Origin of the sequence: Pseudomonas sp. GL-RE-26 (assembly GCF_019956275.1) — a bacterium.
Taxonomy (GTDB): Bacteria; Pseudomonadota; Gammaproteobacteria; order Pseudomonadales; family Pseudomonadaceae; genus Aquipseudomonas; species Aquipseudomonas grandcourensis.
The window spans coordinates 120927-144259 of the sequence record NZ_JAHBDI010000055.1 but is presented as its reverse complement, the minus strand read 5'-3'; the positions used below and the strand labels follow the sequence as shown (position 1 = coordinate 144259).

Genomic DNA, 23333 nt, shown 5'->3' with positions numbered 1-23333 from the left:
ACTTCGTGGCTTACTCGGTCACAACACTCGGTGAACCGAGATTGGCCAGGCGCACACTGTTCTGCACCTGCTGAATTTCACCCGGCGATCCGATCGGGCCCAGGCGAACCCGATGCAGGGTCTGCTGATTGCGCACGATCGAGCTGATGAACACCGGAGCGCTCACCATCCCGCTGAGCTTCGATCTCAGGAGTTCTGCAGCGTCCGGGTTGGCGAACGCGCCCACCTGCAGATACTGGCCAGAGGCTGGTACAGAAGCGTTTTTTTTTGCATCAAGCTGCACTGGCACCATCGCGGCGGCGTGTTGCTGCGGCGGAGGCGTCCATTGTTCGACGGTGCCGGCCGAAGCCGTGATCACCGGGGCGCTATTCTGCGCGACTTTAGGTTCGTTGAGCATTAATGGTGCCGGACGGCCCTTGGCGGCCCACCATTGCTGCGGGTCGATACCTTCGACCTTGACCCGCGCGGTGCCGGTTTCGGCGTAACCGAGTTTCTTGGCGGCAGCGTAGGACAAGTCGATGATCCGGTCCGAGTAGAACGGTCCGCGGTCGTTTACTCGCAGGATCACGCTCTTGTTGTTGTCCAGGTTGGTCACCCGGACGTAACTTGGCAGTGGCAATGTCTTGTGCGCGGCACTCATGCCGTACAGGTCATACACTTCGCCGTTGGCGGTGTTCTGACCGTGGAACTTGGTGCCGTACCAGGACGCCGTACCCGACTGCACGTAGGTCTTGGACTCTTGCAGCGGGAAGTAGGTCTTGCCCAGCACGGTGTACGGGTTGGCCTTGTACGGGCCGGTGTGCAGGGTCGGCGTGGCGTCCGGGATACGCGAAACATCGACATCCCACCATGGCGCGCCATCCTTGTGGGCACGGTTGATGTCCAGCCCCGGCGTCGAGCGCACCGCGGTGCTGCTGGTTTTCTGGGCCGGCGCGCGGCTGGTCGAACAACTGGCGACCAGCACTGCCAGCGCGGCGAATGCCATCAGCTTCAGGGGTTTATTGATAGGCAATGCCCGCATTACTTGACGCCCCGTGCTTGGACCAGCTGTTCAGACAGTTGATGTACGGCCATGGCGTACATCACGCTGCGGTTATATCGCGTGATCGCGTAAAAATTCTTCAGGCCCATCCAGTACTCGGGGCCATTGTCGCCTTCCAGGCGGAACGCAGTAACCGGCATATCATCGCGCAGCGCATCATGACTTGACCACCCCAGGGCTCGCAACTCCCCGACGGTTTTCGTCGGTTCGATACCTGCGGTCAAACCTTCGTCGACCTGATCGCCACGGACATCGGCGCGGCTGACCACCGGTTCGCCGGCGACCCAGCCATGACGCTTGAAGTAGCTGGCGACACTGCCGATGGCATCGTCCGGGTTGGTCCAGATATTGATATGGCCATCCCCGTCAAAATCCACCGCATAGGCGCGAAAACTGCTTGGCATGAATTGCGGCAATCCCATTGCGCCGGCGTAGGAGCCTTTGAGCGTCAACGGATCGACCTGCTCTTCGCGGGCCAACAGCAGGAACTCACGCAATTCCTTGCGGAAAAACTCGGCACGGGGAGGATAGTCGAAACCCAGGGTAGACAAGGCATCGATCACCCGGAAATTTCCGGTATTACGGCCGAAAAAGGTTTCAACGCCAATGATCGAGACAATCACCTGGGCCGGCACGCCGTATTCCTGCTCGGCACGGGCCAACACCGCTTCGTGCTGACGCCAGAAATCCACACCCCGGGCGATGCGCGCATCGGTGATGAACATCGGGCGATATTCGCTCCACTGCTTGACCCGTTCGGCGGGCTTCGAGATGGCGTCCAGAATCGACTGCTTGCGCTCGGCTTCGCGGAACACACCCATCAATTGCTCGCCGGCGAAGCCGTAGTCGCGGGTCATTTCACCGACGAATTCAGCCACCTGGGGTGAGCCTTCGTAGTCGCCGGCCAACGCTTCCTGCATGGTGCCAAGGATGCTTACCAGGCCGACCCATGGCGCGTATCGAGTCGCCCAGCCACGCATTACTTGCATTGAAAATTTCACCTTATTCAAACCTGCGCGATCCACTTGCGATGGGTATGGATCGACATCAAAACCCCAAACGCTGACAGTAGCGTCACCAGCGAAGTTCCTCCGTAGCTAATGAACGGCAACGGCACCCCCACCACCGGCAACAGGCCACTGACCATACCGATGTTGACGAAAACATAAACAAAAAACGTCATGGTCAGGCTGCCCGCGAGCAACTTGCCGAACAATGTCTGCGCCTGGGCGGTAATCACCAGGCCACGGCCGATCAATAGCAGGTAGATCAGCAACAGCGCGCAGATCCCCACCAGGCCGAACTCTTCACCCAATACGGCAATGATGAAGTCGGTGTGGCTTTCCGGCAGGAAGTCCAGGTGCGACTGGGTGCCCAGCAACCAGCCCTTGCCAAACACACCACCGGAGCCAATGGCGGCCTTGGACTGGATGATGTTCCAGCCCGTACCGAGCGGATCACTCTCCGGGTCGAGGAACGTCAGGATTCGCTGCTTCTGGTAGTCGTGCATGATGAAAAACCACATGGCAATCGCCACGGGAACAGCGGCGGCCAGCACGCTGAGGATCCAGCGCCAGCGCAGGCCACCCATGAACAGCACGAAAGCGCCGCCGGCCAGGATCAGCAGCGACGTACCGAGATCCGGCTGGCGCACGATCAGAATGAACGGCACCCCGATCAACATCAGGCTGATACCCACATGCTTGAGTTGCGGCGGCAATGTGCGCTTGGACAGATACCAGGCGATGGTTGCCGGCATCAGGATTTTCATGAACTCCGAGGGCTGGAAGCGCACGACACCAGGGATATTGATCCAGCGCGTGGCGCCCATGGCGTTGTGGCCCATGACATCCACCACCACCAGCAACAGCACACCGATCACATACCCGACCGGCACCCAACGGGCCATGAAGCGCGGCTCGAACTGAGCGATGACGATCATCGAGACCAGACCGATGCCGAACGAAGTAGCCTGCTTGGCCAGCAGGTCCCAGCTCTTGCCACTGGCCGAATACAGCACGAACAGACTGCCGGCGGCCAGGGTCAACAGCAAAATCAGCAACACGCCATCGATGTGCATGCGTTGCAGCAGCGTCGCGCGACGACGCATCACATCCTCACTGGAGAGCATGCGATCAAAATTATTCATCACGGGCCGTGGCCTCCGCGCTATTAGGGCTGGCGTATTCGGCTTTGAGGTGCCCGTTCTGGTCGAGCAACCAGGCGTCCATGATCTGACGCACCACTGGCGCGGCGACGCCGGAGCCGGACTCACCGTTCTCGACCATCACCGACACCACGATCTGCGGATCGTCCGCCGGGGCGAAGCCCACGAACAAGGCGTGGTCGCGATGGCGCTCCTGAACCTTGGAGCGGTCGTACTTCTCACCCTGCTTGATCGCGACCACCTGGGCCGTACCACTCTTGCCGGCGATGCGGTACTGCGCACCGATCGAAGCCTTGCGTGCCGTACCGCGGGCGCCGTGCATCACCTGCTGCATGCCGTGGTTGACCTTGGTCCAGTCCGACGGGTCGCGCAGGATGATGTCCGGCATCGGATTCTGATCCACCGGTTTCTCGCCTTCGATGGTCTTGGCCAGGTGCGGACGGTTCCAGATGCCTTTGTTGGCCACCAGCGCCGTGGCCTGGGCCAGCTGCAACGGGGTCGACTGCATGTAGCCCTGACCGATCCCGAGAATCAGCGTTTCGCCCGGGAACCATGCCTGGCGACGGGTCGCGCGCTTCCATTCGCGGGTCGGCATCAGACCCGGCGATTCCTCGAACATGTCCAGGGAAACCTTCTGACCGATACCGAACTTGGACAGATACGACGACAGCCGATCGATCCCCAGCTTGTGGGCCAGGTCATAGAAGTAGGTGTCGTTGGAACGCATGATCGCCGTGTCGAGGTCGACAAAACCATCACCGGTGCGGTTCCAGTTGCGGTACTTGTGATCGTAGTTGGGCAGCATGTAGTAGCCGGGGTCGAACACCCGGGTCGAGGCAGTCACCACACCCGAATCCAGGCCGGCAATCGCCACGGCAGGCTTGATGGTCGAACCCGGCGGGTACAGACCGCGCAGCACGCGATTGAATAGCGGCCGGTCGATGGAGTCGCGCAGTTCGGAATAGGCCTTGGAGCTGATGCCGGTGACGAACAGGTTCGGATCGAAGCTCGGCTGACTGACCATCGCCAGCACCTCGCCGGTTTTCGGGTTCAGGGCCACCACCGCACCACGACGACCACCGAGCGCGGTTTCGGCGGCTTCCTGCAATTTGATGTCCAGGCTCAGGACGATGTCTTTGCCGGAAACCGGTTCGGTGCGCTTGAGCACCCGCAATACACGGCCCCGAGCGTTGGTCTCGACCTCCTCGTAACCCACCTGACCATGCAGCTCCGGCTCATAGAAACGCTCGATGCCGGTTTTGCCGATCTGATGGGTGCCGCTATAACTGACCGGGTCCAGAGACTTGAGCTCTTTCTCGTTGATCCGCCCCATGTAGCCCACCGAGTGCGCAAAATGCGCGCCCTGGGGATAGTGACGAACCAGTTGGGCGACCACTTCCACCCCCGGCAGGCGGAACTGGTTCACGGCGATGCGGGCGATCTGCTCTTCGGTCAGCTCGAACAGGATCGGCACCGGCTCGAACGGCCGACGCCCCTGACGCATGCGCTTCTCGAAGATCACCCGGTCCTCGGGCGTCAGCTCCAGCACTTCGACGATCACGTCGAGCACTTGCTGCCAATCGCCAGAACGCTCGCGGGTCATGCTCAAGCTGAAGCTGGGCCGGTTGTCGGCAATCACCACGCCATTGCGGTCGAAAATCAATCCACGAGTGGGTGGAATCGGCTGTACATGGACGCGGTTGTTTTCCGACAGGGTCGAGTGGTACTCGTACTGGATCACCTGCAGGAAATACAGGCGCGCGATCAGTACGCCAATCAGCGTGACCACCGCAATTGCCCCGAACACGACGCGGCCACGCACCAGACGGGCGTCTTTTTCGTGGTCCTTGATGCGGATCGGCTGGGACATGAGGGCAGAACTACTTGTGGTAAGGGTGACCGGACAGCACGGTCCAGGCACGGTACATCTGTTCGCCGATCAGGATCCGCACCAGCGGGTGCGGCAAGGTCAGCGGCGACAACGACCAACGCTGGTCAGCCCGGGCACAGACTTCCGGCGCCAACCCCTCGGGGCCACCGACCATGAAGTTGACCGTGCGCGAGTCCAGCCGCCAGCGATCGAGCTCGACCGCCAGTTGCTCGGTGCTCCAGGGCTTGCCATGGACTTCGAGAGTGACAATCCGCTCGTTCGGCCCGACCTTGGCCAGCATGGCTTCGCCTTCCTGGCGGATGAAACGGGCCACGTCGGCGTTCTTGCCACGGGTATTGAGCGGTATTTCCACCAGTTCCAGCGCCAGCTCGGACGGAAGACGCTTGGCATATTCATGCCAGCCTTCTTCCACCCACTTGGGCATGCGTGAACCGACGGCGATCAGTCGCAGTCGCACAGCGGTCCCTTATTCCTGGTCTTTGTTGAGCTTGTTGAAATGCTCGTGACCAACTTCAGGGCTGTGGTGCTTGCCATCGGCCGCACGGCTCTGCTCGGCACCTTTCCACAGGCGCTCCAGGTCGTAGAACTGGCGGGCGTTGGAGGTCATCATGTGGACGATCACGTCGTCCATGTCCAACAGCACCCAGTCGCTGTCGCCCTTGCCTTCTTCACCCAGCGGCTTGATACCCAGGGCTTTGACGGCCTCGCGAACCTTGTCCAGCATCGCGCCGATCTGGCGGTTGGAGGTACCGGTGGCGATGATCATGTAGTCAGTGATGCTCTGCTTGTCGCGAACATCAATCACCAGCACGTCCTGGGCCTTGACGTCTTCCAGGGCGGCTACGGCGATCTTGACCAGCTCGTCGCCTTTAGGCGGCTCGGCGGCGAGGACCTTTTCCGGCAGTGGGGCACTCTTGAATGTGCCTTTGCGTTTTACTTTGCTTACGTCGTTGCTCGTCATATAAAACTCGTTTTGCTCGTTTGTTCGGGCGCTTCAATACACGTTGTTGCCACGTGCCTGAGGCACTCCTATTCAGTTCGACGCACGGTAGAGTCCGTGCGCATCGATGTAGGCCAGGACCGCGTCGGGCACCAGGAAACGTACCGACTTACCGCTGGCCAGCAGTTGACGGATCTGGGTGGCGGATACCGCGAGCGGTGTCTGCCAGACGAATGCAATCTGTCCGCTCGGCCCTTTGAGGGCCAACGGGTCGCTCACCGAGCGCGCTGCCAGCAGGTTGCGCAAGGCATCCGGCGGTTCGCTGTCGGCATCCGGGCGTTGCAACACCAGGATATGGCAATGCTGGAGCAACTCTTCCCAGCGGTGCCAAGTGGGCAGGCCGCAAAAAGCGTCCCAGCCCAAAAGCAGAAAAACCTGGTCATCCGCGGCCAGTTCGGCGCGCATCAGTTCCAGGGTATCAATGGTGTAGGACGGTTTGTCCCGCTGCAATTCGCGGGCGTCCACCACCAACGGTGCCACACCGGCCACCGCGCACTCGACCATCGCCAGACGGTCTTTTGCCGACACCTGCGGCTTGTCCCGATGGGGCGGCCGGGCACTGGGTGTCAGGCGCAGTTCATCGAGCGCCAGTGTTTCGGCGACTTCCAGTGCACCGCGCAAATGGCCGATGTGCACCGGGTCGAACGTTCCGCCCAGCACGCCAATGCGGCGAGGGGCTGGCTCGCTGACGGTGACCGGGGCTGACGGGTCGAAGTCGCCCAAGTCAGACCGGCTCCTGTCCGCGCAACTGCCCGTCACCGACCACGATGTACTTCTCGCAGGTCAGTCCTTCGAGGCCCACCGGGCCGCGGGCGTGCAGCTTATCAGTAGAAATGCCGATCTCGGCACCCAATCCGTATTCGAAGCCATCGGCGAAGCATGTCGGGGTATTGATCATCACCGACGAGGAGTCGACTTCAGCCACGAAACGCCGGGTGTCGCCCTGATGTTCGCTGACAATCGAATCGGTGTGATGGGAGCCGTAATGATTGATGTGCTCGATGGCCTGGTCCAGTCCGTCGACCACGCGGATCGACAGAATCGCCGCCAGGTACTCGGTGCTCCAGTCTTCCTCGGTGGCCGGCACGGCATCGATGATCGCCCGGGTGCGCTCGCAACCGCGCAGTTCGACGCCTTTTTCGCGGAACTGGGCCGCCATCGCCGGCAGGAAATCCTTGGCGACGGTTTGATCCACCAGCAACGTTTCCATGGCACCGCAGATGCCATAACGGTAAGTCTTGGCGTTGAACGCAATGCGCTGGGCCTTGGCCAGGTCGGCGCGCTCACTCACATAAACATGGCAGATGCCGTCCAGATGCTTGATCACCGGTACACGGGCGTCACGGCTGACACGCTCGATCAGACCACGGCCGCCGCGCGGCACGATGACATCGACGTATTCGGGCATGGTGATCAGCGCGCCGACGGCAGCACGATCGGTGGTTTCGACCACTTGCACTACGGCAGCCGGCAAATCGGCCTCGGCCAGGCCACGCTGAATGCAGGCGGCGATGGCGCGATTGGAATGAATGGCCTCGGAACCGCCACGCAGGATGGTCGCGTTACCGGACTTCAGGCACAGGCTCGCAGCATCGATGGTCACGTTCGGCCGCGACTCGTAGATGATTCCGATCACGCCCAATGGCACGCGCATCTTGCCGACCTGAATACCGGACGGACGGAAGCTCATGTCGCGGATCGCGCCGACCGGGTCCGGCAGCGCTGCTACCTGACGCAGGCCGACGATCATGCCGTCGATACGCGCCGGGGTCAGTGCCAGGCGCTCAAGCAGGGCCGGCTCAAGACCATTGGCGCGACCGGCGGCCAAATCCTGTTCATTGGCCGCCGTCAGCTCGGCGCGGGCAGCGTCCAGCGCATTGGCGGCGGCCTGCAGGGCGCGGTTTTTCTGCGCGGTACTGGCACGGCCGATCACGCGGGAAGCTTCGCGGGCAGCGCGACCCAGGCGGGTCATGTAGTCAAGAACGGACTCAGTCATGGTCTGGCGTGGTCTTTGATTAGGTCTTGGTAAAGAGTAAAGCGACAGATTATAGCTGTCGCGCCCACTGACTAACAGCGGTGACGGGCGGATGGTCGAAATGGAGGGCAATTTGCCGATGTTCAGCCGGGATTAAGCTGCAAATTGTTATCATCACGACTCATTCAGCCCTGACAAATGCCGGTCATCATGTCCAACCTGACTGTTCGAGCGTCCGCCGTGAGCCTGCCCACGGGCCTCCCGGACGCGTTTTTCGACCGTGACGCGCAAATTCTGGCCCGGGACTTACTGGGCAAAGTCATTCGCCATCGGGTTGGTGACCTGTGGCTCAGTGCCCGGATCATCGAAACCGAAGCCTATTACTGCGCAGAAAAGGGTAGCCACGCGTCCCTCGGCTATACAGAAAAGCGTAAAGCTTTGTTTCTGGATGGCGGCCACATTTATATGTATTACGCCCGGGGTGGTGATTCACTGAATTTCAGCGCCCAAGGGCCGGGTAACGCCGTGTTGATCAAATCCGCCTACCCGTGGGTCGATCAATTGAGCGGGCCGGGCAGCCTGGCACAGATGCTATTGAACAATCCCGATGCCCAGGGCCGCCCTCGCCCGTCACAAAAACTCTGCGCCGGGCAAACCCTGCTGTGCAAGGCACTGGGCCTGAAAGTGCCGGCATGGGACGCCAAGCGCTTCGATCATGAGGTGCTGCTGGTAGAACACGTCGGCCAGACCCCTGCCCACATCATCCAGAGCACGCGCCTGGGCATTCCCCACGGACGCGACGAACACCTGATGTACCGTTTTGTCGACGCTGCCTACGCGGCTTATTGCACGCGCAACCCGCTACGACGGGGCCAGGTCGAAGGTCGCGATTATTTTGTGCTGTCCTGAGACTGACCCGGATTTTGAAACTGAAGGAATCCCCTGTGGGAGCGGGCTTGCCCGCGAAGGCGGAGTGTCAGGCGACGTCGATATCGACTGAAAGGGCCTATTCGCGGGCAAGCCCGCTCCCACAGGGGTCAGTGGCGCATTCAAAGTTGCACTTATCCCCTGGAAGCAATTGAACATTTGATGGAGTGGTTTTTATGGGCCTATGGCTCGATAGCGTGACCGGTTGGTTGACGGTCAACCCGCAATGGCTGGCGGCGGCAATATTCCTGGTGGCCTTTGTGGAATGCCTGGCGATTGCCGGGCTGATCGTCCCCGGCACGGTTTTACTGTTCACCGTTGCGGTGCTGGCCGGCAGCGGTGCGTTGCCGCTGAGTGAAACCTTGTTGCTGGGCTTCCTCGCCGGTGTGTTGGGTGACGTGGTTTCGTATTTCCTTGGACGGCATTTTCATCAGAACATCCGGCGCCTACCAGGCTTGCGCCATCATCCGGAGTGGATCGCCGGGGCCGAGGCCTATTTCCAGCGCTATGGCACCGCCAGCCTGCTGGTCGGGCGTTTTATCGGACCATTGCGGCCGATGCTGCCCATGGTCGCCGGCATGTGCGACATGCCCTTCCCACGTTTCATTGCCGTCAGTCTGCTGGCCGGTGCAGGCTGGTCGGTGGCTTATCTGCTGCCAGGCTGGGCTACCGGGGCGGCCATTCGATTGCCATTGCCTGAAGGTTTCTGGACCCAGGCCGGGATCGTTGCCGGCAGCATTGCGGTGATGGTGGGGTTGAGCGCCACCAGCAGCTTGCGCCAGCATCGCAGGTCTACAGCGTTGATCGCTGGCATGAGCTTTCTCATTCTGACGGGGTTGTTCATCGGCTATCCGCACCTTGGCGCCCTCGATCAAGGGTTGATGACCCTGGTGCAGGAGCATCGCAACTCGATGCTTGATGAGGTGGCGGTGGTCTTCACGCTGATCGGCGAATTCCGCAACATGCTGTTGTTCAGCGTGCTGCTGACAGGTTTGCTGCTGCTGATGCGCCAATGGCGCCCGGCGATCTTCACCGCAAGCACCCTGCTCTGCACGGCATTGGCGAACACCGCGACCAAATACCTCTTTGCCCGAATGCGCCCCGAAGTGTTGAGCGATCCGCTCACCAGCTACAGCATGCCCAGCGGCCATGCTTCAGGGTCTTTCGCGCTGTTCCTCACCCTCGCCGTACTGGCCGGCCGCGGGCAACCGCCCCGGATGCGTCTGACCTGGTTATTGGTGGGCTGCCTGCCCGCAATGGCAATTGCGCTTTCGCGGGTCTACCTGGGTGCGCATTGGCCGACGGATGTAATGGCCGGCGCAATGCTAGCGGCGTGTGTCTGCGCGGCGAGCCTGTGGCTCATCCAGCGCAAGGAGCCGCTCAACGCCTTGCCCCCCAAGGTCTGGTGGCTGGTGTTGCCGGCGTTGCTGGCATTGTTCGGCTTCTTCGTGTTGCGGCATTTGCCGCATACGATGCTGCGGTATGCGTATTAGCAAAAGCGCCTGTCAGGCAAACAACTCCCCCTGCAACTCATCCAGCAACGCCTGAATCGCATCCAGTCGTTGCTGCGGATCATCGAGTTGCAGCAGGTCGATCTTGTCCAGTTCAGCGAAAGGCAACAGGTACGCCAACTGATTGGCCAGCGACTGCTGGCCGGTCGCTTCGGTGCCCATGTTCAAGGCTTCAACCATTGGGTGTTCCGCCAGGGCCTTGAGCAATGCCACCAGATCGGCGTCCTCATCCTGCAGTGGCTGCTCCGGTTCGTCTTCCAGCCACTCGACCTCGGCGACGGTCAACTGATCGCGCTGGACTTCCGTTCGCAATACATGGAATCGCCGTCCGCCCTGAACCCGAATCCCCAGCAGGCCGTTGTCCTGCTGTTTGAAATCGGTAATCAGCGCTTCACAGCCCACCAGCGCGTAGCCGGCCGGAGCGATCCCGACCTCTTCACCCTCGAGGATGCATACCACGCCGAAACCACCGCCCTGCTTCATGCAGCGGCCGATCATGTCCAGATAGCGCGCCTCGAAAATCTGCAAATCGAGGATGCAGCCTGGAAACAGCACTGTATTGAGCGGAAAAAGCGGCAGACTCATAGACATTTCCTTACACCACCATCGACACCGCCAACGGCAGGAACACCGCCGTGGCCACGCCCATCAAACTCATCGCCAGCGCCGCGAAGGCGCCGCACTCTTCACTTTCCTGCATCGCCACCGCCGTGCCGACCGCGTGGGCCGTCATGCCCAGCGCCATACCCCTGGCTTCCGGGCTATGCACGCCCAGCCTGGTTAACAGGGCTGGACCGAAAATCGCCCCGATCACGCCAGTAATCAAGACGAACACCGCTGCCAACGCCGCGACACCACCGATCTGCTCGGCCACCAACATAGCGATAGGCGAGGTCACCGATTTCGGCGCCATGGTCATCAGGATCATATGTTCGGCACCGAACGACCAGCCCAGCAACACGCCCATCCCCGTGGCCACCACCCCACCTATCACCAGCGTAGTAAATATCGGCCAGAACAACTGCCGAATCCGTCGCAGGTTGAGATAAAGCGGCACCGCCAGGGCGACAGTGGCAGGGCCGAGCAGGATGCTGAGAATCTCGGTGCTCTTGCGGTACTCGGCGTAAGTCAGGCCGCAGCCCACCAGCACGCCGATCACCAGCAACATGGAGACCAACACCGGCTGCAAAAAGATCCAGCGGGTTTTCTCGAATGCCGCCAGGACGAGTTGATAGGCGCCAAGGGTAATGCCGATACCAAACAAGGGATGATGAATCACCGACGTCCAGGCGCCGTGCCAGTCGAAGATCATTGGCTGTCCTCGGAGTGAGCATGACCCTTGACCATGCGTTGCATCAGCACCCCGGCGAAGGCCATGGAAAGCAGCAGCGACAACACCAGCGCACCGACAATGGCCCAGAAGTCCGCCGCGATGTCAGCGGCGTAGACCATCACGCCCACGGCCGGCGGCACCAGCAACAGCGGCAGGTAGCGCAGCAGGCTGCTGGCCGCCAGGTTCAGCGGCTCGCCGACCTGTCCGCGACAGATGAGGTACACCAGCAATAGCAGCAACCCCACAATCGGTCCCGGCAGCACCGGCAAGAACAAATGATTGATCGCAGTACCGAGCAATTGGAACAGCACCAGCCACGTCAGGCCCCGTAACAACATCAAAGATCTCCCGCAAAATCCGTCACCCGCATTGGCCAGGCATTATAAGCATGCTCGCGCTATAGACCGGCATTCGCCAAAAGCATGGTCAGTTGACCGGAGCGTTTGGCCATGTTGATCTAAAGTGGTAAGCCGGGAGGTCAGATCCCCGCAAGCCAAAACCATAAAACCGATGAACCCAAGGAGAGTCTCAATGCCCTATGTTCCAGTTGCAGAGCTCAAAGATTATGTCGGCAAGGAACTTGGACGTTCCGAATGGCTCACCATCGATCAGGACCGCATCAACCTGTTCGCTGAAGCCACAGGGGATTTTCAGTTCATCCACGTCGACCCGGTCAAGGCCGCGCAAACGCCATTTGGCAGCACCATCGCTCATGGTTTCCTGTCGTTATCACTGATCCCGAAACTGATGGAAGACATCCTCGTCATGCCCGAAGGCTTGAAGATGGTGGTCAACTACGGCCTCGACAGCGTGCGCTTCATCCAGCCGGTCAAGGTCAATTCGAAAGTGCGTCTGAAGGTCGACCTGACCGAAGTCATCGAGAAGAAACCCGGCCAATGGCTGCTCAAGGCCACCACCACCCTGGAAATCGAAGGTTCGGACAAACCGGCGTACATCGCCGAACCCCTGTCCCTGTGCTTCGTATAAACCGTCCTGGATGCGAAGCAGCTCACGCTGTTTCGCGCCCTCTGCCGGTACCTCGCCCTGTATAAGGGCACATAGCTGCGGCATACTCCCTCGCCTAATTGCCCGGAATCCGCTATGCGCCCACTTGCACTCCTCGCCTTGACCCTGATACTCACCGCTTGCGGCAACGGCGAATCGCCATTGCCTCCTGACGCACGCCTACCCGACGGCGGACGCTATCGCGGTGACCTGGTCAATGGCTTGCTGCAAGGCAAGGGGCGTATCGACTACCCGAACGGCAGCTGGTACGCCGGCGAATTCGACAAGGGCCAGTGGCAAGGCCAGGGCGAATGGCATGGCAGCAATGGCGAAGTCTATCGCGGGCAGTTCAATCAGGGACTGTTCGACGGCCAGGGGGCACTGACCACCAACGCCAGCAGCTACAGCGGCGGCTTCAAGGCCGGCCGGCGCAACGGCGAAGGTACCCTCAAAGAAAACGGCATGAGCTATCGCGGAGAGTTCAAGGCCGATCAATACGCCGGCCTGGGTCGCCTCGAACTCGAAGACGGCAGCTCCTATCAGGGCCAGTTCGCCCACGGCAAACCCAATGGCGAAGGACAACGCGGCGACGGCAACGGCAATCAGTTCACCGGGCACTTCGTCGACGGCCAACTGGAAGGCAACGGGACTTTCAACAGCGCCGACGGCGACATGTATGTCGGCGGCTTCAAGAACAATCAACTGCACGGCAAGGGCCGCTACGAAAACGCCGACGGCGATGTCTGGCTGGGCCAGTTCAAGGAAGGCTCGCTGAACGGCAAGGGTGAGTTGATCGGCACTGACGGCAGCCACTACATCGGCCAGTTCAATGACTGGCGCTTTTCCGGCCAGGGCCGGCTGAACCTGTCCGACGGCAGCTTTTACACCGGCCAGTTCGACAACGACAGTTACCAGGGGCGCGGCACATTGGTGTTGACCGATGGCACCGTGCTCAGCGGCACCTGGATCAACGGCCAGCGTGTACGCGACGCCGAGGGCAAATTATTGCCCGACACCCTGGAGCTCGGCCTGCTGGCCCAGGGGCGCCTGCTCGACGCAGCGCTGGCCAACGTTCCACCCTCGACCCCGGCGGTGGAGCTGTATTCGTTGACCCTGGGTGGCGACGGCAAGCAAAGCGTGTTTCTGCGCGAATCCGACTACGTCGCCAACATGCTCAGCACCCGTTTTGGCACCCTTGGCCAGATCCGTCTGGTGAACCATCGTGACCACCTCGCCGACCGCCCGATGGCCACCCGGGAAAACCTGCGCCGGGCTGCCCTGACGCTGGCCGAACGCAGCGGTCCGGAAGACCTGATTTTCATCTACCTGACCAGCCACGGCACCAGCGAACACGAACTGGTGCTGGACCAGCCACGCATGGAATTGGCCGATCTGCCGGCCGACGAATTGGCCGCTGTTCTCGCCCCCCTGAAAAACCGCGACAAGATCATCGTGATTTCGTCCTGCTACTCCGGCGGTTTCATTCCCGCCCTCAAGGATGAACGGACCCTCATCATGACGGCCTCGCGAGCCGACCGAGTGTCCTTCGGTTGCTCGGAGGAAGCCAACTTCACTTACTTCGGCGACGCCCTGTTCGCCCAGGCCCTGAACCAGACCGATGACCTGGAACAAGCCTTCAAACTGGCCAAGGCCACTGTCGCCGAACGTGAGCTGGCAGACGGATTCGAAGCGTCCGAACCACAGATCTGGGCACCGAAAACCGTGCTCTCGCATTGGCAGTTACTGCGCAAACAGCAGGCACGAAAAGCCCTGCAAAGTGCGTCCATCGAAAGCAAGGATGCAAACAGCAACTAAGCTGAATAGTATCAAGGGAGAAACACTATGTACTTGACGCCTCAGCACGTATTGCTTGCCGGAGCCACCGGGCTGACCGGTGAGCATCTGCTTGATCGCCTGCTTAACGAGCCAACGATTACCCGGGTATTGGCCCCCTCACGCCGGCCGCTGGCCAAGCACCCGCACCTTGAAAACCCCGTCGGCAATCCGGCGGAGTTTCTGCCGCAGTTGAACGGCCGTGTCGACATCGCCTACTGCTGCCTGGGCACCACCATCAAACAGGCGGGCTCGGAACAGGCGTTCCGCGCGGTGGACCTGGACATGGTCGTGGCCTTTGCCAAACGCGCACGGGAGATGGGCGCACGGCACCTGATCGTGATCAGTGCTCTGGGAGCCGATCGCAGATCCTCGATTTTCTACAACCGGGTCAAAGGCGAGATGGAGTACGCATTGCGCGCGCAGGACTGGCCGCAGCTGACAATCTGCCGCCCTTCGCTGTTGCTGGGTGATCGCACTGAACCGCGACTGGGCGAGAAGTTCGCCGGTCCGTTGTCTCGGCTGATCCCTGGCAAATACCATGGTATCGAGGCATGCCAACTGGCTCGCGCGATGTGGCGTCTGGCGCTGGAAGAGCAGGACGGGGTCAGGGTTGTCGAGTCGGATGAGCTGCGCAAACTCGGCAAGTGATCCGCGGACCTGTGGCGAGGGGGCTTGCCCCCGTTGGGTCGCGAAGCGGCCCTCTTCGTTTGTTCAGTAACACTGAGTCGCACCGGATTACGACTGCTGCGCAGCCGAACGTGGCGGTGCGGCGTTCCGACAAGCCCCCTCGCCACAAAAGCGCTATACCTACAAACCACCCGTCGCCTGAAAACTCACCCCTATCACCGTCAGTAATGACAGCGGCAACAGCAGCGTGTCGAGCAACGCACTCGCCGGCAGATCAACGCCCGGGTAGCTCGGCGCTTCCGCGCCGAAACGGTCCATGGCGCAGCACCCACCGTTCATCGCGTACAAATCCAGACGAGTTCCCGAGTACACCACCGGCGCCCCCGGCTTGGCCGCATCGAGGGTGCGCGCCGTGGCGCACCCGGCCAATTGCAGCACCAGTACCATCACCAGCAGCTTATTCATCGCTGGTCAGATGATGCTCGCCCCAGCGCGGCAACATGTCCTGAGGAATATTCAGCAGGTTAAGGATCCGTGCCACGACGAAATCGATCAGGTCGTCGATGGTTTGCGGCTGATGATAGAAGCCCGGTGATGCCGGCAGGATTGTCACGCCCATGTTCGACAACTTGAGCATGTGCTCCAGGTGAATGCTCGAATACGGCGCTTCACGGGGCACCAGGATCAACTGCCGACGCTCTTTGAGCGTCACATCGGCGGCCCGTTCGATCAGGTTGTTGCAGGCGCCGGTAGCGATGGCCGACAACGTGCCCGTGGAACACGGCACCACCACCATTGCCGCTGGCGCGCCGGAGCCCGAAGCCACCGGCGACATCCAGTCTTCCTTGCCGTACACCCGAATCTGCCCGGCGGCAGCCCCCGTGTATTCGGTGAGGAACGCCTGCATCATCTGCGGCTTGGCCGGCAGCGTGACGTCGGTTTCGGTGGCCATCACCAACTGCGCGGCCTTGGAAATCATGAAGTGCACTTCACGATCTTCCCGCACCAGACAGTCGAGCAGGCGCAAACCGTACTGGGCGCCTGAAGCGCCGGTCATCGCCAGGGTGATGCGGTCCGGGCCGTTGTTCATTTGAGCGCCTCGGCCAGTTTGCCGTGCAGGCCGCCGAAGCCGCCGTTGCTCATGATCACCACGTGGGTGCCGGGCCGGGCCTGGCTTTTCACGCGCTCGATGATGCCTTCCAGGGAGTCGCTGACAATCGACGGCACGGTGCACAGCGCCGCGGTGCCCGCCAGATCCCAGCCGAGGTTGGCCGGTGCGTACCAGATCACCTGATCGGCATCGACCACGCTTTCCGGCAATCCGTCTCGGTGTGCGCCAAGCTTCATGGAGTTGGAACGCGGCTCGATGATCGCAATCAACGGTGCATCGCCGATGCGCTTGCGCAGGCCATCCAGCGTGGTGGCGATGGCAGTCGGGTGGTGAGCGAAGTCGTCATAAATGGTGATGCCACCGACTTCCGCGACTTTTTCCATCCGGCGCTTCACGCTTTTGAAAGCGCTCAACGCGGCGATGCCCATGGACGGCACCACACCGACGTGGCGTGCAGCAGCCAGGGTCGCCAGGGCGTTGGCGACGTTGTGCTGGCCAGTCATGTCCCACTCGACCACGCCCTGGGCGACACCTTCGAACATCACTTCGAACTTCGAGCCATCTTCACTGAGCAGCTTGACCTGCCACTGACCGCCGGCACCGGTGGTTTGCACCGGCGTCCAGCAACCCATCTCGATCACGCGCTGCAAGGCCGGCTCAGTGGTCGGATGAATCACCAAGCCTTCGCTCGGGATGGTCCGCACCAAGTGATGGAACTGCCGCTCGATGGCCGGCAGGTCCGGGAAGATGTCCGCGTGATCGAATTCAAGGTTGTTCAGGATTGCCGTGCGCGGGCGGTAGTGCACGAACTTGGAGCGCTTGTCGAAGAACGCACTGTCGTACTCGTCGGCTTCAATGACGAAGAACGGCGTATCGCCCAGGCGCGCCGACACCGAGAAGTTTTGCGGCACGCCGCCAATCAGGAAGCCCGGGGCCATGCCCGCGTGCTCCAGCACCCAGGCCAGCATGCTGCTGGTGGTGGTCTTGCCGTGCGTACCGGCAACCGCCAGCACCCAGCGACCTTGCAGCACGTGATCGGCCAGCCATTGCGGGCCGGAGACGTAAGGCAGGCCTTTGTTCAGCACGTACTCCACAGCCGGGTTGCCCCGGGACATGGCGTTGCCGATCACCACCAGATCAGGGGCCGGATCGAGTTGCGCCGGGTCATAGCCTTGGGTCAATTCAATGCCCTGGGCTTGCAGCTGAGTGCTCATCGGCGGATAGACGTTGGCATCGGAGCCCGTCACGTGATGGCCCAACTCCTTGGCCAGAACCGCCATTGACCCCATGAAAGTGCCGCAGATACCAAGAATATGAATGTGCATAGTCGACCTCGTAAAACATGGCCGCAGGTTAGCTTAGGGAGGGGAAAATCGCACCTTGTGTTTCAGTATATGAAGACGCCTTCGCGAGCAGGCTCGCTCCCACAAGGCCTGCGCAGACCCTGTGAGAGCGAACCTGCTCGCGAAGGGCGCGGCACGGTCTACCGGGCAATCCCGTGTTTACGCAGCTTCCGATAGAGGGTGTTTCGACTGACCCCCAACTGCTCAGCCGTGTGAGTCATATGCCAGCGCGTCTGCCCCAGCGCCGTGAGCAACGCCAGCCGTTCGGCATCTTCCAGTGGATGCTCCGATGGCTCCTCGATAGCCTGTGCCACCGCCGGCCTGGCCGAACGAATCATCGCCGGCAAATCCTCCAGCCCGATCCGCCCGCCCTCACACAACGCCGACAACGTACGCAGCACATTTCGCAACTGCCGCACGTTGCCCGGCCAGGCAAACCCCAATAAGGCCTCCCGCGCCGGCCCGTCGATCAACACCGTTTCTCCGCCCGCCTCCTCGGCCAGCAAAAAATCGAGCAACCGAGATTTGTCGCTACGATCACGCAAGGCCGGCAACGCGACTTCCAGCCCGTTGAGGCGGTAATACAAATCCTCACGGAAGCTGCCGTCCTGCACACGATCCAGCAAGTTGCGGTGAGTGGCGCTGATGATCCGCACATTCACCGCTTCCGGTTCGCCACCGATCGGCACCACTTGCCGGTCTTCCAGCACCCTCAGCAAGCGCGTCTGCAAGGCCAGTGGCATGTCACCGATTTCATCGAGGAACAACGTCCCGCCGTCGGCCTGTTGCAACTTGCCGCGCATGCCTTCTTTGCGCGCACCGGTAAAGCTGCCGCCGCGATATCCGAACAGCTCGCTTTCGATCAGGCTTTCGGGAATGGCCGCGCAATTGAGGGCGACAAAGGCTTTCTCCGCCCGCTGGCTGGCGTGGTGCACCGCTTTGGCAAAGGCCTCCTTGCCGGACCCGGTTTCGCCGTTGATCAGCAGCGGCACGTCGCGCTCATAGACGCGCAAGGCCTTGCGGAAGTCCGCCTGCAACGTCGCGTCATCCAGGCAAATGCCCGACAGGCGCGGCGCTTGTGCAACCTTGGCCGCTGGCACCATCGGAATCGGCAGCGGTCGCCGTGCCTCACCGCGCAATACCGCGAACAGCTTGCGACCATCACGGGTGCGCAACGGCCAACTGGCGGCGGCATTGGTGCTCGCGCGTCCGAGCAACTCATCGAGCGAGCAATCGAAAAACGCCTCAACCGGCTTACCCAGCAACCCGCCACGAATATGTCCCAACAGGTTCAGCGCACTCTGATTGACCGCGCAAATGCGCCCTTCCCCGTCGAACGCCAGCAACCCTTCGCTGAACAAACCGACGGACTCGGCCTGCAAGTGAAAACGCAGCAACCATTGATTGTCGAAGCAGCGCAGGAAGTAGCAACTCTCGATCATCTTCGCCGACAGATTGACCAGCGCCATGGTGTGGAACTGGCTTTGCCGCGACACATCACGCCGCGCCGACGACACGTCGAGCACCGCCAGCAATTCGCCATGGGGATCGAAGACCGGGCTCGCCGAGCAGGTCAGGCCGGTGTGGCGGCCGCGAAAGTGTTCGTCCTGATGGATGGTCAGCGACTGACGTTCCACCAGGCAGGTGCCGATACCATTGGTGCCTTCGCAGGCCTCGCTCCAGTCGGCACCGAGCCAGAGGCCGGCACGCTCGAAAATCTGCCGCTCGGAGGGCGCGGTGACGCAGTTGAGGATCACGCCGCGGGCGTCGGTCAGCAGCACTGCATGGCCGGCGCCGGAGAGTTGTTGATGCAGGCTGGTCATTTCATTGCCGGCGATGTGCAGCACTTGCTGCAAGCGCTCGCGGCTTTCCAGGACACGGCCATGTTCCAGCACCGTCGGCGCGATGCTCAGGGCCGGATCGAGGTGATAGTCCTCAAGGCAGCGCAGCCAGGAACGGGCGATGGACGGATCACTGCCAGGACCGTGGAGGTGGGTCTTGCCCTGAGTCACCGTCAATACTTGCTGGGCATGGCGACTCAAATGATTGTCGTGCATTTCTTATTATTCTCCCCGGGGCTCGGCGTCCCGTGCATGAGGTGATGCCGAGCATCCTCCAGCCCGGCCCGCATTGCAATGCCTGCAAGACCGGTTGGTCACGAGCTGTGCCACAAAGGGTACAAAGTGTCACCATGGCTGTACCGAAAGCGTCACAGGCGCTGCCCGCCCGTCCGACAAAAACCTCGCAAGGCCTTGATTTACCTGACATGCAAGGCACTGGCCCGGCCCTTGCTCTACGCTTAAAGCAAGCGCACATGCGCGACTCCCTATAAGCACAAAAGCAAGGAGAGACCACCATGCGTTACGCTCACCCCGGTACTGAAGGCGCTATCGTTTCGTTCAAAGCCAAATACGGTAACTACATCGGCGGCGAGTTCGTCGCGCCTGTCAAAGGTCAGTACTTCACCAATACCTCGCCAGTGAATGGCCAACCGATTGCCGAATTCCCCCGTTCCACGGCCGAAGACATCGACAAGGCCCTGGACGCTGCCCACGCCGCTGCCGATGCCTGGGGCGCCACGTCCGCCCAGGCGCGCTCGCTGGTGCTGCTGAAAATCGCCGACCGCATCGAACAGAACCTGGAGCTGCTGGCGATCACCGAGTCCTGGGACAACGGCAAAGCCGTGCGTGAAACCCTCAACGCCGACATCCCGCTGGCCGCCGACCACTTCCGCTACTTCGCCGGCTGCATTCGCGCTCAGGAAGGCAGTGCTGCCGAAATCGACGGCAACACAGTGGCCTATCACATCCATGAACCCCTGGGCGTGGTCGGGCAGATCATCCCGTGGAACTTCCCGATCCTGATGGCCGCCTGGAAACTCGCCCCGGCTCTCGCCGCTGGCAACTGCGTGGTACTCAAACCCGCCGAGCAAACCCCGCTGGGCATCACCGTGCTGCTCGAACTGATCGGCGACCTGCTGCCACCCGGCGTGCTGAACATCGTCCAGGGTTTCGGTCGCGAAGCCGGCGAAGCGCTGGCCACCAGCAAGCGCATCGCCAAGATCGCTTTCACCGGCTCGACCCCGGTCGGCTCGCACATCATGAAATGCGCGGCGGAAAACATCATTCCGTCCACTGTTGAACTGGGTGGCAAGTCGCCAAACATCTTCTTCGAAGACATCATGAAGGCCGAACCGTCCTTCATCGAGAAGGCCGCCGAAGGCCTGGTGCTGGCGTTCTTCAACCAGGGCGAAGTCTGCACCTGCCCATCCCGCGCCCTGGTGCAAGAGTCGATCTACGACGAATTCATGCAAGTGGTGATGAAGAAGGTCCTGCAAATCAAGCGTGGCGACCCGCTGGATACCGACACCATGGTCGGCGCCCAGGCGTCCGAGCAGCAATTCGACAAAATCCTTTCGTACCTGGAAATCGCCAAGGGCGAAGGCGCCGAGCTGCTGACTGGCGGCAAGGTGGAAAAACTCGAGGGTAGCCTGGCAAGCGGGTATTACATCCAGCCGACCCTGCTCAAGGGCACCAACAAAATGCGCGTGTTCCAGGAAGAAATCTTTGGCCCGGTGGTGAGCATCACCACCTTCAAGGACGAAGCTGAAGCCCTGGCCATCGCCAACGACACCGAGTTCGGCCTGGGTGCCGGCCTCTGGACCCGCGATATCAACCGCGCCTACCGCATGGGCCGTGCCATCAAGGCCGGCCGGGTGTGGACCAACTGCTACCACCTGTACCCGGCGCACGCCGCGTTCGGTGGTTACAAGAAGTCCGGCGTCGGTCGTGAAACCCACAAGATGATGCTCGACCACTATCAGCAGACCAAAAACCTGCTGGTGAGCTACGACATCAATCCGCTGGGCTTCTTCTAAAAACCGGGGGCGACACAGGTGTTTCTGTGTCGCCCTTTCTACCGCCTTCGCGAGCAAGCCCGCTCCCACAGGTTTTTGTGGTGAATCCACCTTTTGAGACCTGACACAGAACCCTGTGGGAGCGAGCTTGCTCGCGATGGCATCCTAAATGACTCAACACTCAAGGCCTGGCCGCTCTGGCACGGGCCTTGCCTACCCATCATTCAGGATTTGCACCCAACCCGTCGTACCCGAAAGTCCAAAAGATCGAACAATAAAAATTAGAGAGGACTTATGACTACTTCTTCCACACAGCTCAAACCCACACTCGGCACCCTGCATTTATGGGGTATTGCCGTCGGCCTGGTGATTTCCGGCGAGTACTTCGGCTGGAGTTACGGCTGGGGCACCGCAGGCACGCTGGGTTTTCTCGTCACCGCGTTGATGGTGGCGACGATGTACACCTGCTTCATCTTCAGCTTCACCGAACTGACGACGGCGATTCCCCACGCTGGCGGACCGTTTGCCTACAGCCGCCGGGCCTTTGGTGAGAAAGGCGGGTTGATCGCCGGCATCGCCACCCTGATCGAATTCGTCTTTGCGCCACCGGCCATCGCCATGGCCATCGGCGCCTACCTCAACGTGCAATACCCGGAACTTGACCCGAAAATCGCCGCTGTTGGCGCCTATTTCGTGTTCATGGGCCTGAACATCCTCGGCGTCAGCATCGCGGCCACCTTCGAGTTGGTGGTCACTGTGCTGGCGGTCGCCGAATTGCTGGTGTTCATGGGCGTGGTCGCCCCGGGCTTCAGCTTCAGTAACTTCGTACTCAATGGCTGGTCCGGTTCGAACGAGTTCACGATGGGCTCGATTCCCGGTATTTTCGCCGCCATTCCCTTCGCGATCTGGTTCTTCCTCGCCATCGAAGGCGCGGCCATGGCCGCCGAGGAAGCCAAGGACCCGAAACGCACGATCCCCAAGGCCTACGTCAGCGGCATTCTGACCCTGGTGTTCCTGGCCATCGGCGTGATGGTGATGGCCGGCGGCGTCGGCGACTGGCGTCAATTGTCGAACATCAACGATCCGTTGCCCCAGGCGATGAAAGCCGTGGTCGGCAATAATTCGACCTGGATGCACATGCTGGTATGGATCGGTCTGTTCGGCCTGGTGGCGAGCTTCCACGGGATCATTCTTGGCTATTCCCGGCAGTTCTTCGCCCTGGCTCGCGCCGGTTACTTGCCCAAAGGCCTGGCCAAACTCTCGCGCTTCCAGACGCCGCATCGGGCGATTCTGGCCGGTGGCGTGATCGGCATCGCGGCGATCTACAGCGACGGCCTGGTCAACCTGCAAGGCATGACCCTGACGGCGGCGATGATCACCATGTCGGTATTCGGCGCCATCGTGATGTACATCATCAGTATGCTGAGCCTGTTCAAGCTGCGTAAGACCGAACCGAACCTGGAGCGCACCTTCCGCGCGCCGGGCTATCCGATCGTGCCGGGGATCGCGTTGTTCCTGGCGGTGGTGTGCCTGGTGGCGATGGCCTGGTTCAACACCCTGATCGGCCTGGTTTTCCTCGGCTTCATGGTTGCCGGTTACCTGTACTTCCAGTTGACCGCCAAGCAACGTTCCGAGGCACCGGCAGACGCTATGCTCGAAGGTATATGAATGCACCGGCGCCGGGCCCCGAGCCTGGCGCCTGCATTATT

General features: G+C 61.2%; 22 protein-coding genes. 7 read left to right on the top strand and 15 right to left on the bottom strand.

Annotation, left to right across the window (positions count from 1 at the left end):
- Positions 1 to 10: 10 nt before the first annotated feature.
- From KGB07_RS24775 to KGB07_RS24740, 8 genes are all read right to left on the bottom strand, one after another.
- Positions 11 to 1021, bottom strand: coding sequence for a septal ring lytic transglycosylase RlpA family protein (locus tag KGB07_RS24775; protein ID WP_046041683.1), 1011 nt, complete (start codon positions 1019 to 1021; stop codon positions 11 to 13).
- Complete coding sequence (gene mltB, locus KGB07_RS24770) at positions 1021 to 2031, bottom strand: lytic murein transglycosylase B (protein ID WP_046041682.1); 1011 nt, start codon at positions 2029 to 2031, stop codon at positions 1021 to 1023. Before mltB ends, KGB07_RS24775 begins: the two co-directional genes overlap by 1 nt.
- A 17-nt stretch (positions 2032 to 2048) precedes the next feature.
- Positions 2049 to 3152 carry a rod shape-determining protein RodA gene (gene rodA / locus KGB07_RS24765; RefSeq protein ID WP_046041681.1) on the bottom strand — a complete coding sequence of 368 codons (1104 nt, stop codon included), beginning with the start codon at positions 3150 to 3152 and terminating at the stop codon, positions 2049 to 2051.
- A 31-nt stretch (positions 3153 to 3183) separates the two neighbouring features.
- Complete coding sequence (gene mrdA / locus KGB07_RS24760; RefSeq protein WP_046041680.1) at positions 3184 to 5079, bottom strand: penicillin-binding protein 2; 1896 nt, start codon at positions 5077 to 5079, stop codon at positions 3184 to 3186.
- A gap of 10 nt (positions 5080 to 5089) precedes the next feature.
- Positions 5090 to 5557 (bottom strand): 23S rRNA (pseudouridine(1915)-N(3))-methyltransferase RlmH, encoded by a 468-nt coding sequence (gene rlmH, locus KGB07_RS24755; RefSeq protein ID WP_008052376.1) that lies wholly within the window; start codon positions 5555 to 5557, stop codon positions 5090 to 5092.
- Between the two features lie 9 nt (positions 5558 to 5566).
- Positions 5567 to 6061 carry a ribosome silencing factor gene (rsfS, locus tag KGB07_RS24750; protein WP_046041679.1) on the bottom strand — a complete coding sequence of 165 codons (495 nt, stop codon included), beginning with the start codon at positions 6059 to 6061 and terminating at the stop codon, positions 5567 to 5569.
- A gap of 72 nt (positions 6062 to 6133) precedes the next feature.
- Complete coding sequence (gene nadD / locus KGB07_RS24745) at positions 6134 to 6823, bottom strand: nicotinate-nucleotide adenylyltransferase (RefSeq protein ID WP_046041678.1); 690 nt, start codon at positions 6821 to 6823, stop codon at positions 6134 to 6136.
- Position 6824: 1 nt separating this feature from the next.
- Complete coding sequence (locus KGB07_RS24740; RefSeq protein WP_046041677.1) at positions 6825 to 8096, bottom strand: glutamate-5-semialdehyde dehydrogenase; 1272 nt, start codon at positions 8094 to 8096, stop codon at positions 6825 to 6827.
- A 189-nt stretch (positions 8097 to 8285) separates the two neighbouring features.
- Here KGB07_RS24740 and KGB07_RS24735 point away from each other — a divergent pair, with 189 nt between their 5' ends.
- Both KGB07_RS24735 and KGB07_RS24730 read left to right on the top strand, forming a co-directional pair.
- Positions 8286 to 8984, top strand: a complete 699-nt coding sequence (locus tag KGB07_RS24735; RefSeq protein WP_046041833.1) for a DNA-3-methyladenine glycosylase — start codon at positions 8286 to 8288, stop codon at positions 8982 to 8984.
- A gap of 194 nt (positions 8985 to 9178) precedes the next feature.
- Positions 9179 to 10495, top strand: a complete 1317-nt coding sequence (locus tag KGB07_RS24730) for a bifunctional DedA family/phosphatase PAP2 family protein (protein WP_223466806.1) — start codon at positions 9179 to 9181, stop codon at positions 10493 to 10495.
- Between the two features lie 12 nt (positions 10496 to 10507).
- Here the strand turns inward: KGB07_RS24730 and KGB07_RS24725 are convergent, their stop codons facing one another.
- The 3 genes from KGB07_RS24725 to KGB07_RS24715 are packed head-to-tail and all read right to left on the bottom strand — an operon-like array spanning position 10508 to position 12184.
- Complete coding sequence (locus KGB07_RS24725) at positions 10508 to 11098, bottom strand: LON peptidase substrate-binding domain-containing protein (RefSeq protein WP_046041675.1); 591 nt, start codon at positions 11096 to 11098, stop codon at positions 10508 to 10510.
- Positions 11099 to 11108: 10 nt separating this feature from the next.
- Positions 11109 to 11825, bottom strand: coding sequence for an LrgB family protein (locus tag KGB07_RS24720; protein ID WP_046041674.1), 717 nt, complete (start codon positions 11823 to 11825; stop codon positions 11109 to 11111).
- On the bottom strand, positions 11822 to 12184 hold the full coding sequence (locus KGB07_RS24715) for a CidA/LrgA family protein (RefSeq protein WP_046041673.1): 363 nt from the start codon (positions 12182 to 12184) through the stop codon (positions 11822 to 11824). Before KGB07_RS24715 ends, KGB07_RS24720 begins: the two co-directional genes overlap by 4 nt.
- A gap of 193 nt (positions 12185 to 12377) precedes the next feature.
- On the opposite strand from KGB07_RS24715, the gene KGB07_RS24710 reads away from it, so the two are divergent.
- From KGB07_RS24710 to KGB07_RS24700, 3 genes are all read left to right on the top strand, one after another.
- Positions 12378 to 12833: a MaoC family dehydratase gene (locus tag KGB07_RS24710; RefSeq protein WP_046041672.1), complete on the top strand. Its 456-nt coding sequence runs from the start codon at positions 12378 to 12380 to the stop codon at positions 12831 to 12833.
- 114 nt (positions 12834 to 12947) lie between these two features.
- Positions 12948 to 14666 carry a C13 family peptidase gene (locus KGB07_RS24705; protein WP_223466805.1) on the top strand — a complete coding sequence of 573 codons (1719 nt, stop codon included), beginning with the start codon at positions 12948 to 12950 and terminating at the stop codon, positions 14664 to 14666.
- 27 nt (positions 14667 to 14693) lie between these two features.
- On the top strand, positions 14694 to 15335 hold the full coding sequence (locus KGB07_RS24700) for an oxidoreductase (protein ID WP_046041670.1): 642 nt from the start codon (positions 14694 to 14696) through the stop codon (positions 15333 to 15335).
- Positions 15336 to 15494: 159 nt separating this feature from the next.
- Here the strand turns inward: KGB07_RS24700 and KGB07_RS24695 are convergent, their stop codons facing one another.
- The 4 genes from KGB07_RS24695 to KGB07_RS24680 form a co-directional block, all read right to left on the bottom strand.
- Positions 15495 to 15779 (bottom strand): YceK/YidQ family lipoprotein, encoded by a 285-nt coding sequence (locus tag KGB07_RS24695; RefSeq protein WP_223466804.1) that lies wholly within the window; start codon positions 15777 to 15779, stop codon positions 15495 to 15497.
- Complete coding sequence (gene ubiX / locus KGB07_RS24690; protein ID WP_046041668.1) at positions 15772 to 16404, bottom strand: flavin prenyltransferase UbiX; 633 nt, start codon at positions 16402 to 16404, stop codon at positions 15772 to 15774. Before ubiX ends, KGB07_RS24695 begins: the two co-directional genes overlap by 8 nt.
- Positions 16401 to 17750, bottom strand: a complete 1350-nt coding sequence (gene mpl / locus KGB07_RS24685; protein WP_046041667.1) for a UDP-N-acetylmuramate:L-alanyl-gamma-D-glutamyl-meso-diaminopimelate ligase — start codon at positions 17748 to 17750, stop codon at positions 16401 to 16403. Before mpl ends, ubiX begins: the two co-directional genes overlap by 4 nt.
- A 158-nt stretch (positions 17751 to 17908) precedes the next feature.
- The gene (locus KGB07_RS24680) at positions 17909 to 19825 is read right to left on the bottom strand and encodes a sigma-54-dependent Fis family transcriptional regulator (protein WP_223466803.1); all 1917 of its coding nucleotides are present in this window, start codon (positions 19823 to 19825) and stop codon (positions 17909 to 17911) included.
- 299 nt (positions 19826 to 20124) lie between these two features.
- On the opposite strand from KGB07_RS24680, the gene KGB07_RS24675 reads away from it, so the two are divergent.
- Both KGB07_RS24675 and eat read left to right on the top strand, forming a co-directional pair.
- Positions 20125 to 21645, top strand: coding sequence for an aldehyde dehydrogenase family protein (locus KGB07_RS24675; RefSeq protein ID WP_046041665.1), 1521 nt, complete (start codon positions 20125 to 20127; stop codon positions 21643 to 21645).
- Between the two features lie 273 nt (positions 21646 to 21918).
- A complete protein-coding gene (gene eat / locus KGB07_RS24670; protein WP_008052345.1) occupies positions 21919 to 23292 on the top strand; it encodes an ethanolamine permease in 1374 nt (457 codons plus the stop codon).
- Positions 23293 to 23333: the final 41 nt, after the last annotated feature.

What these genes read in the sequence shown, in the direction of transcription:
- mpl (WP_046041667.1), bottom strand. Translation starts at nt 17,750, where the DNA reads ATGCACATTCATATTCTTGGTATCTGCGGCACTTTCATGGGGTCAATG.
- KGB07_RS24730 (WP_223466806.1), top strand. Translation starts at nt 9,179, where the DNA reads ATGGGCCTATGGCTCGATAGCGTGACCGGTTGGTTGACGGTCAACCCG.
- mltB (WP_046041682.1), bottom strand. Translation starts at nt 2,031, where the DNA reads ATGCAAGTAATGCGTGGCTGGGCGACTCGATACGCGCCATGGGTCGGC.
- KGB07_RS24740 (WP_046041677.1), bottom strand. Translation starts at nt 8,096, where the DNA reads ATGACTGAGTCCGTTCTTGACTACATGACCCGCCTGGGTCGCGCTGCC.
- KGB07_RS24700 (WP_046041670.1), top strand. Translation starts at nt 14,694, where the DNA reads ATGTACTTGACGCCTCAGCACGTATTGCTTGCCGGAGCCACCGGGCTG.
- KGB07_RS24705 (WP_223466805.1), top strand. Translation starts at nt 12,948, where the DNA reads ATGCGCCCACTTGCACTCCTCGCCTTGACCCTGATACTCACCGCTTGC.
- rodA (WP_046041681.1), bottom strand. Translation starts at nt 3,152, where the DNA reads ATGCGTCGTCGCGCGACGCTGCTGCAACGCATGCACATCGATGGCGTG.
- KGB07_RS24695 (WP_223466804.1), bottom strand. Translation starts at nt 15,779, where the DNA reads ATGAATAAGCTGCTGGTGATGGTACTGGTGCTGCAATTGGCCGGGTGC.
- ubiX (WP_046041668.1), bottom strand. Translation starts at nt 16,404, where the DNA reads ATGAACAACGGCCCGGACCGCATCACCCTGGCGATGACCGGCGCTTCA.
- KGB07_RS24725 (WP_046041675.1), bottom strand. Translation starts at nt 11,098, where the DNA reads ATGAGTCTGCCGCTTTTTCCGCTCAATACAGTGCTGTTTCCAGGCTGC.
- KGB07_RS24675 (WP_046041665.1), top strand. Translation starts at nt 20,125, where the DNA reads ATGCGTTACGCTCACCCCGGTACTGAAGGCGCTATCGTTTCGTTCAAA.
- rsfS (WP_046041679.1), bottom strand. Translation starts at nt 6,061, where the DNA reads ATGACGAGCAACGACGTAAGCAAAGTAAAACGCAAAGGCACATTCAAG.
- KGB07_RS24680 (WP_223466803.1), bottom strand. Translation starts at nt 19,825, where the DNA reads ATGCACGACAATCATTTGAGTCGCCATGCCCAGCAAGTATTGACGGTG.
- KGB07_RS24735 (WP_046041833.1), top strand. Translation starts at nt 8,286, where the DNA reads ATGTCCAACCTGACTGTTCGAGCGTCCGCCGTGAGCCTGCCCACGGGC.
- KGB07_RS24720 (WP_046041674.1), bottom strand. Translation starts at nt 11,825, where the DNA reads ATGATCTTCGACTGGCACGGCGCCTGGACGTCGGTGATTCATCATCCC.
- KGB07_RS24775 (WP_046041683.1), bottom strand. Translation starts at nt 1,021, where the DNA reads ATGCGGGCATTGCCTATCAATAAACCCCTGAAGCTGATGGCATTCGCC.
- eat (WP_008052345.1), top strand. Translation starts at nt 21,919, where the DNA reads ATGACTACTTCTTCCACACAGCTCAAACCCACACTCGGCACCCTGCAT.
- KGB07_RS24710 (WP_046041672.1), top strand. Translation starts at nt 12,378, where the DNA reads ATGCCCTATGTTCCAGTTGCAGAGCTCAAAGATTATGTCGGCAAGGAA.
- mrdA (WP_046041680.1), bottom strand. Translation starts at nt 5,079, where the DNA reads ATGTCCCAGCCGATCCGCATCAAGGACCACGAAAAAGACGCCCGTCTG.
- KGB07_RS24715 (WP_046041673.1), bottom strand. Translation starts at nt 12,184, where the DNA reads ATGTTGTTACGGGGCCTGACGTGGCTGGTGCTGTTCCAATTGCTCGGT.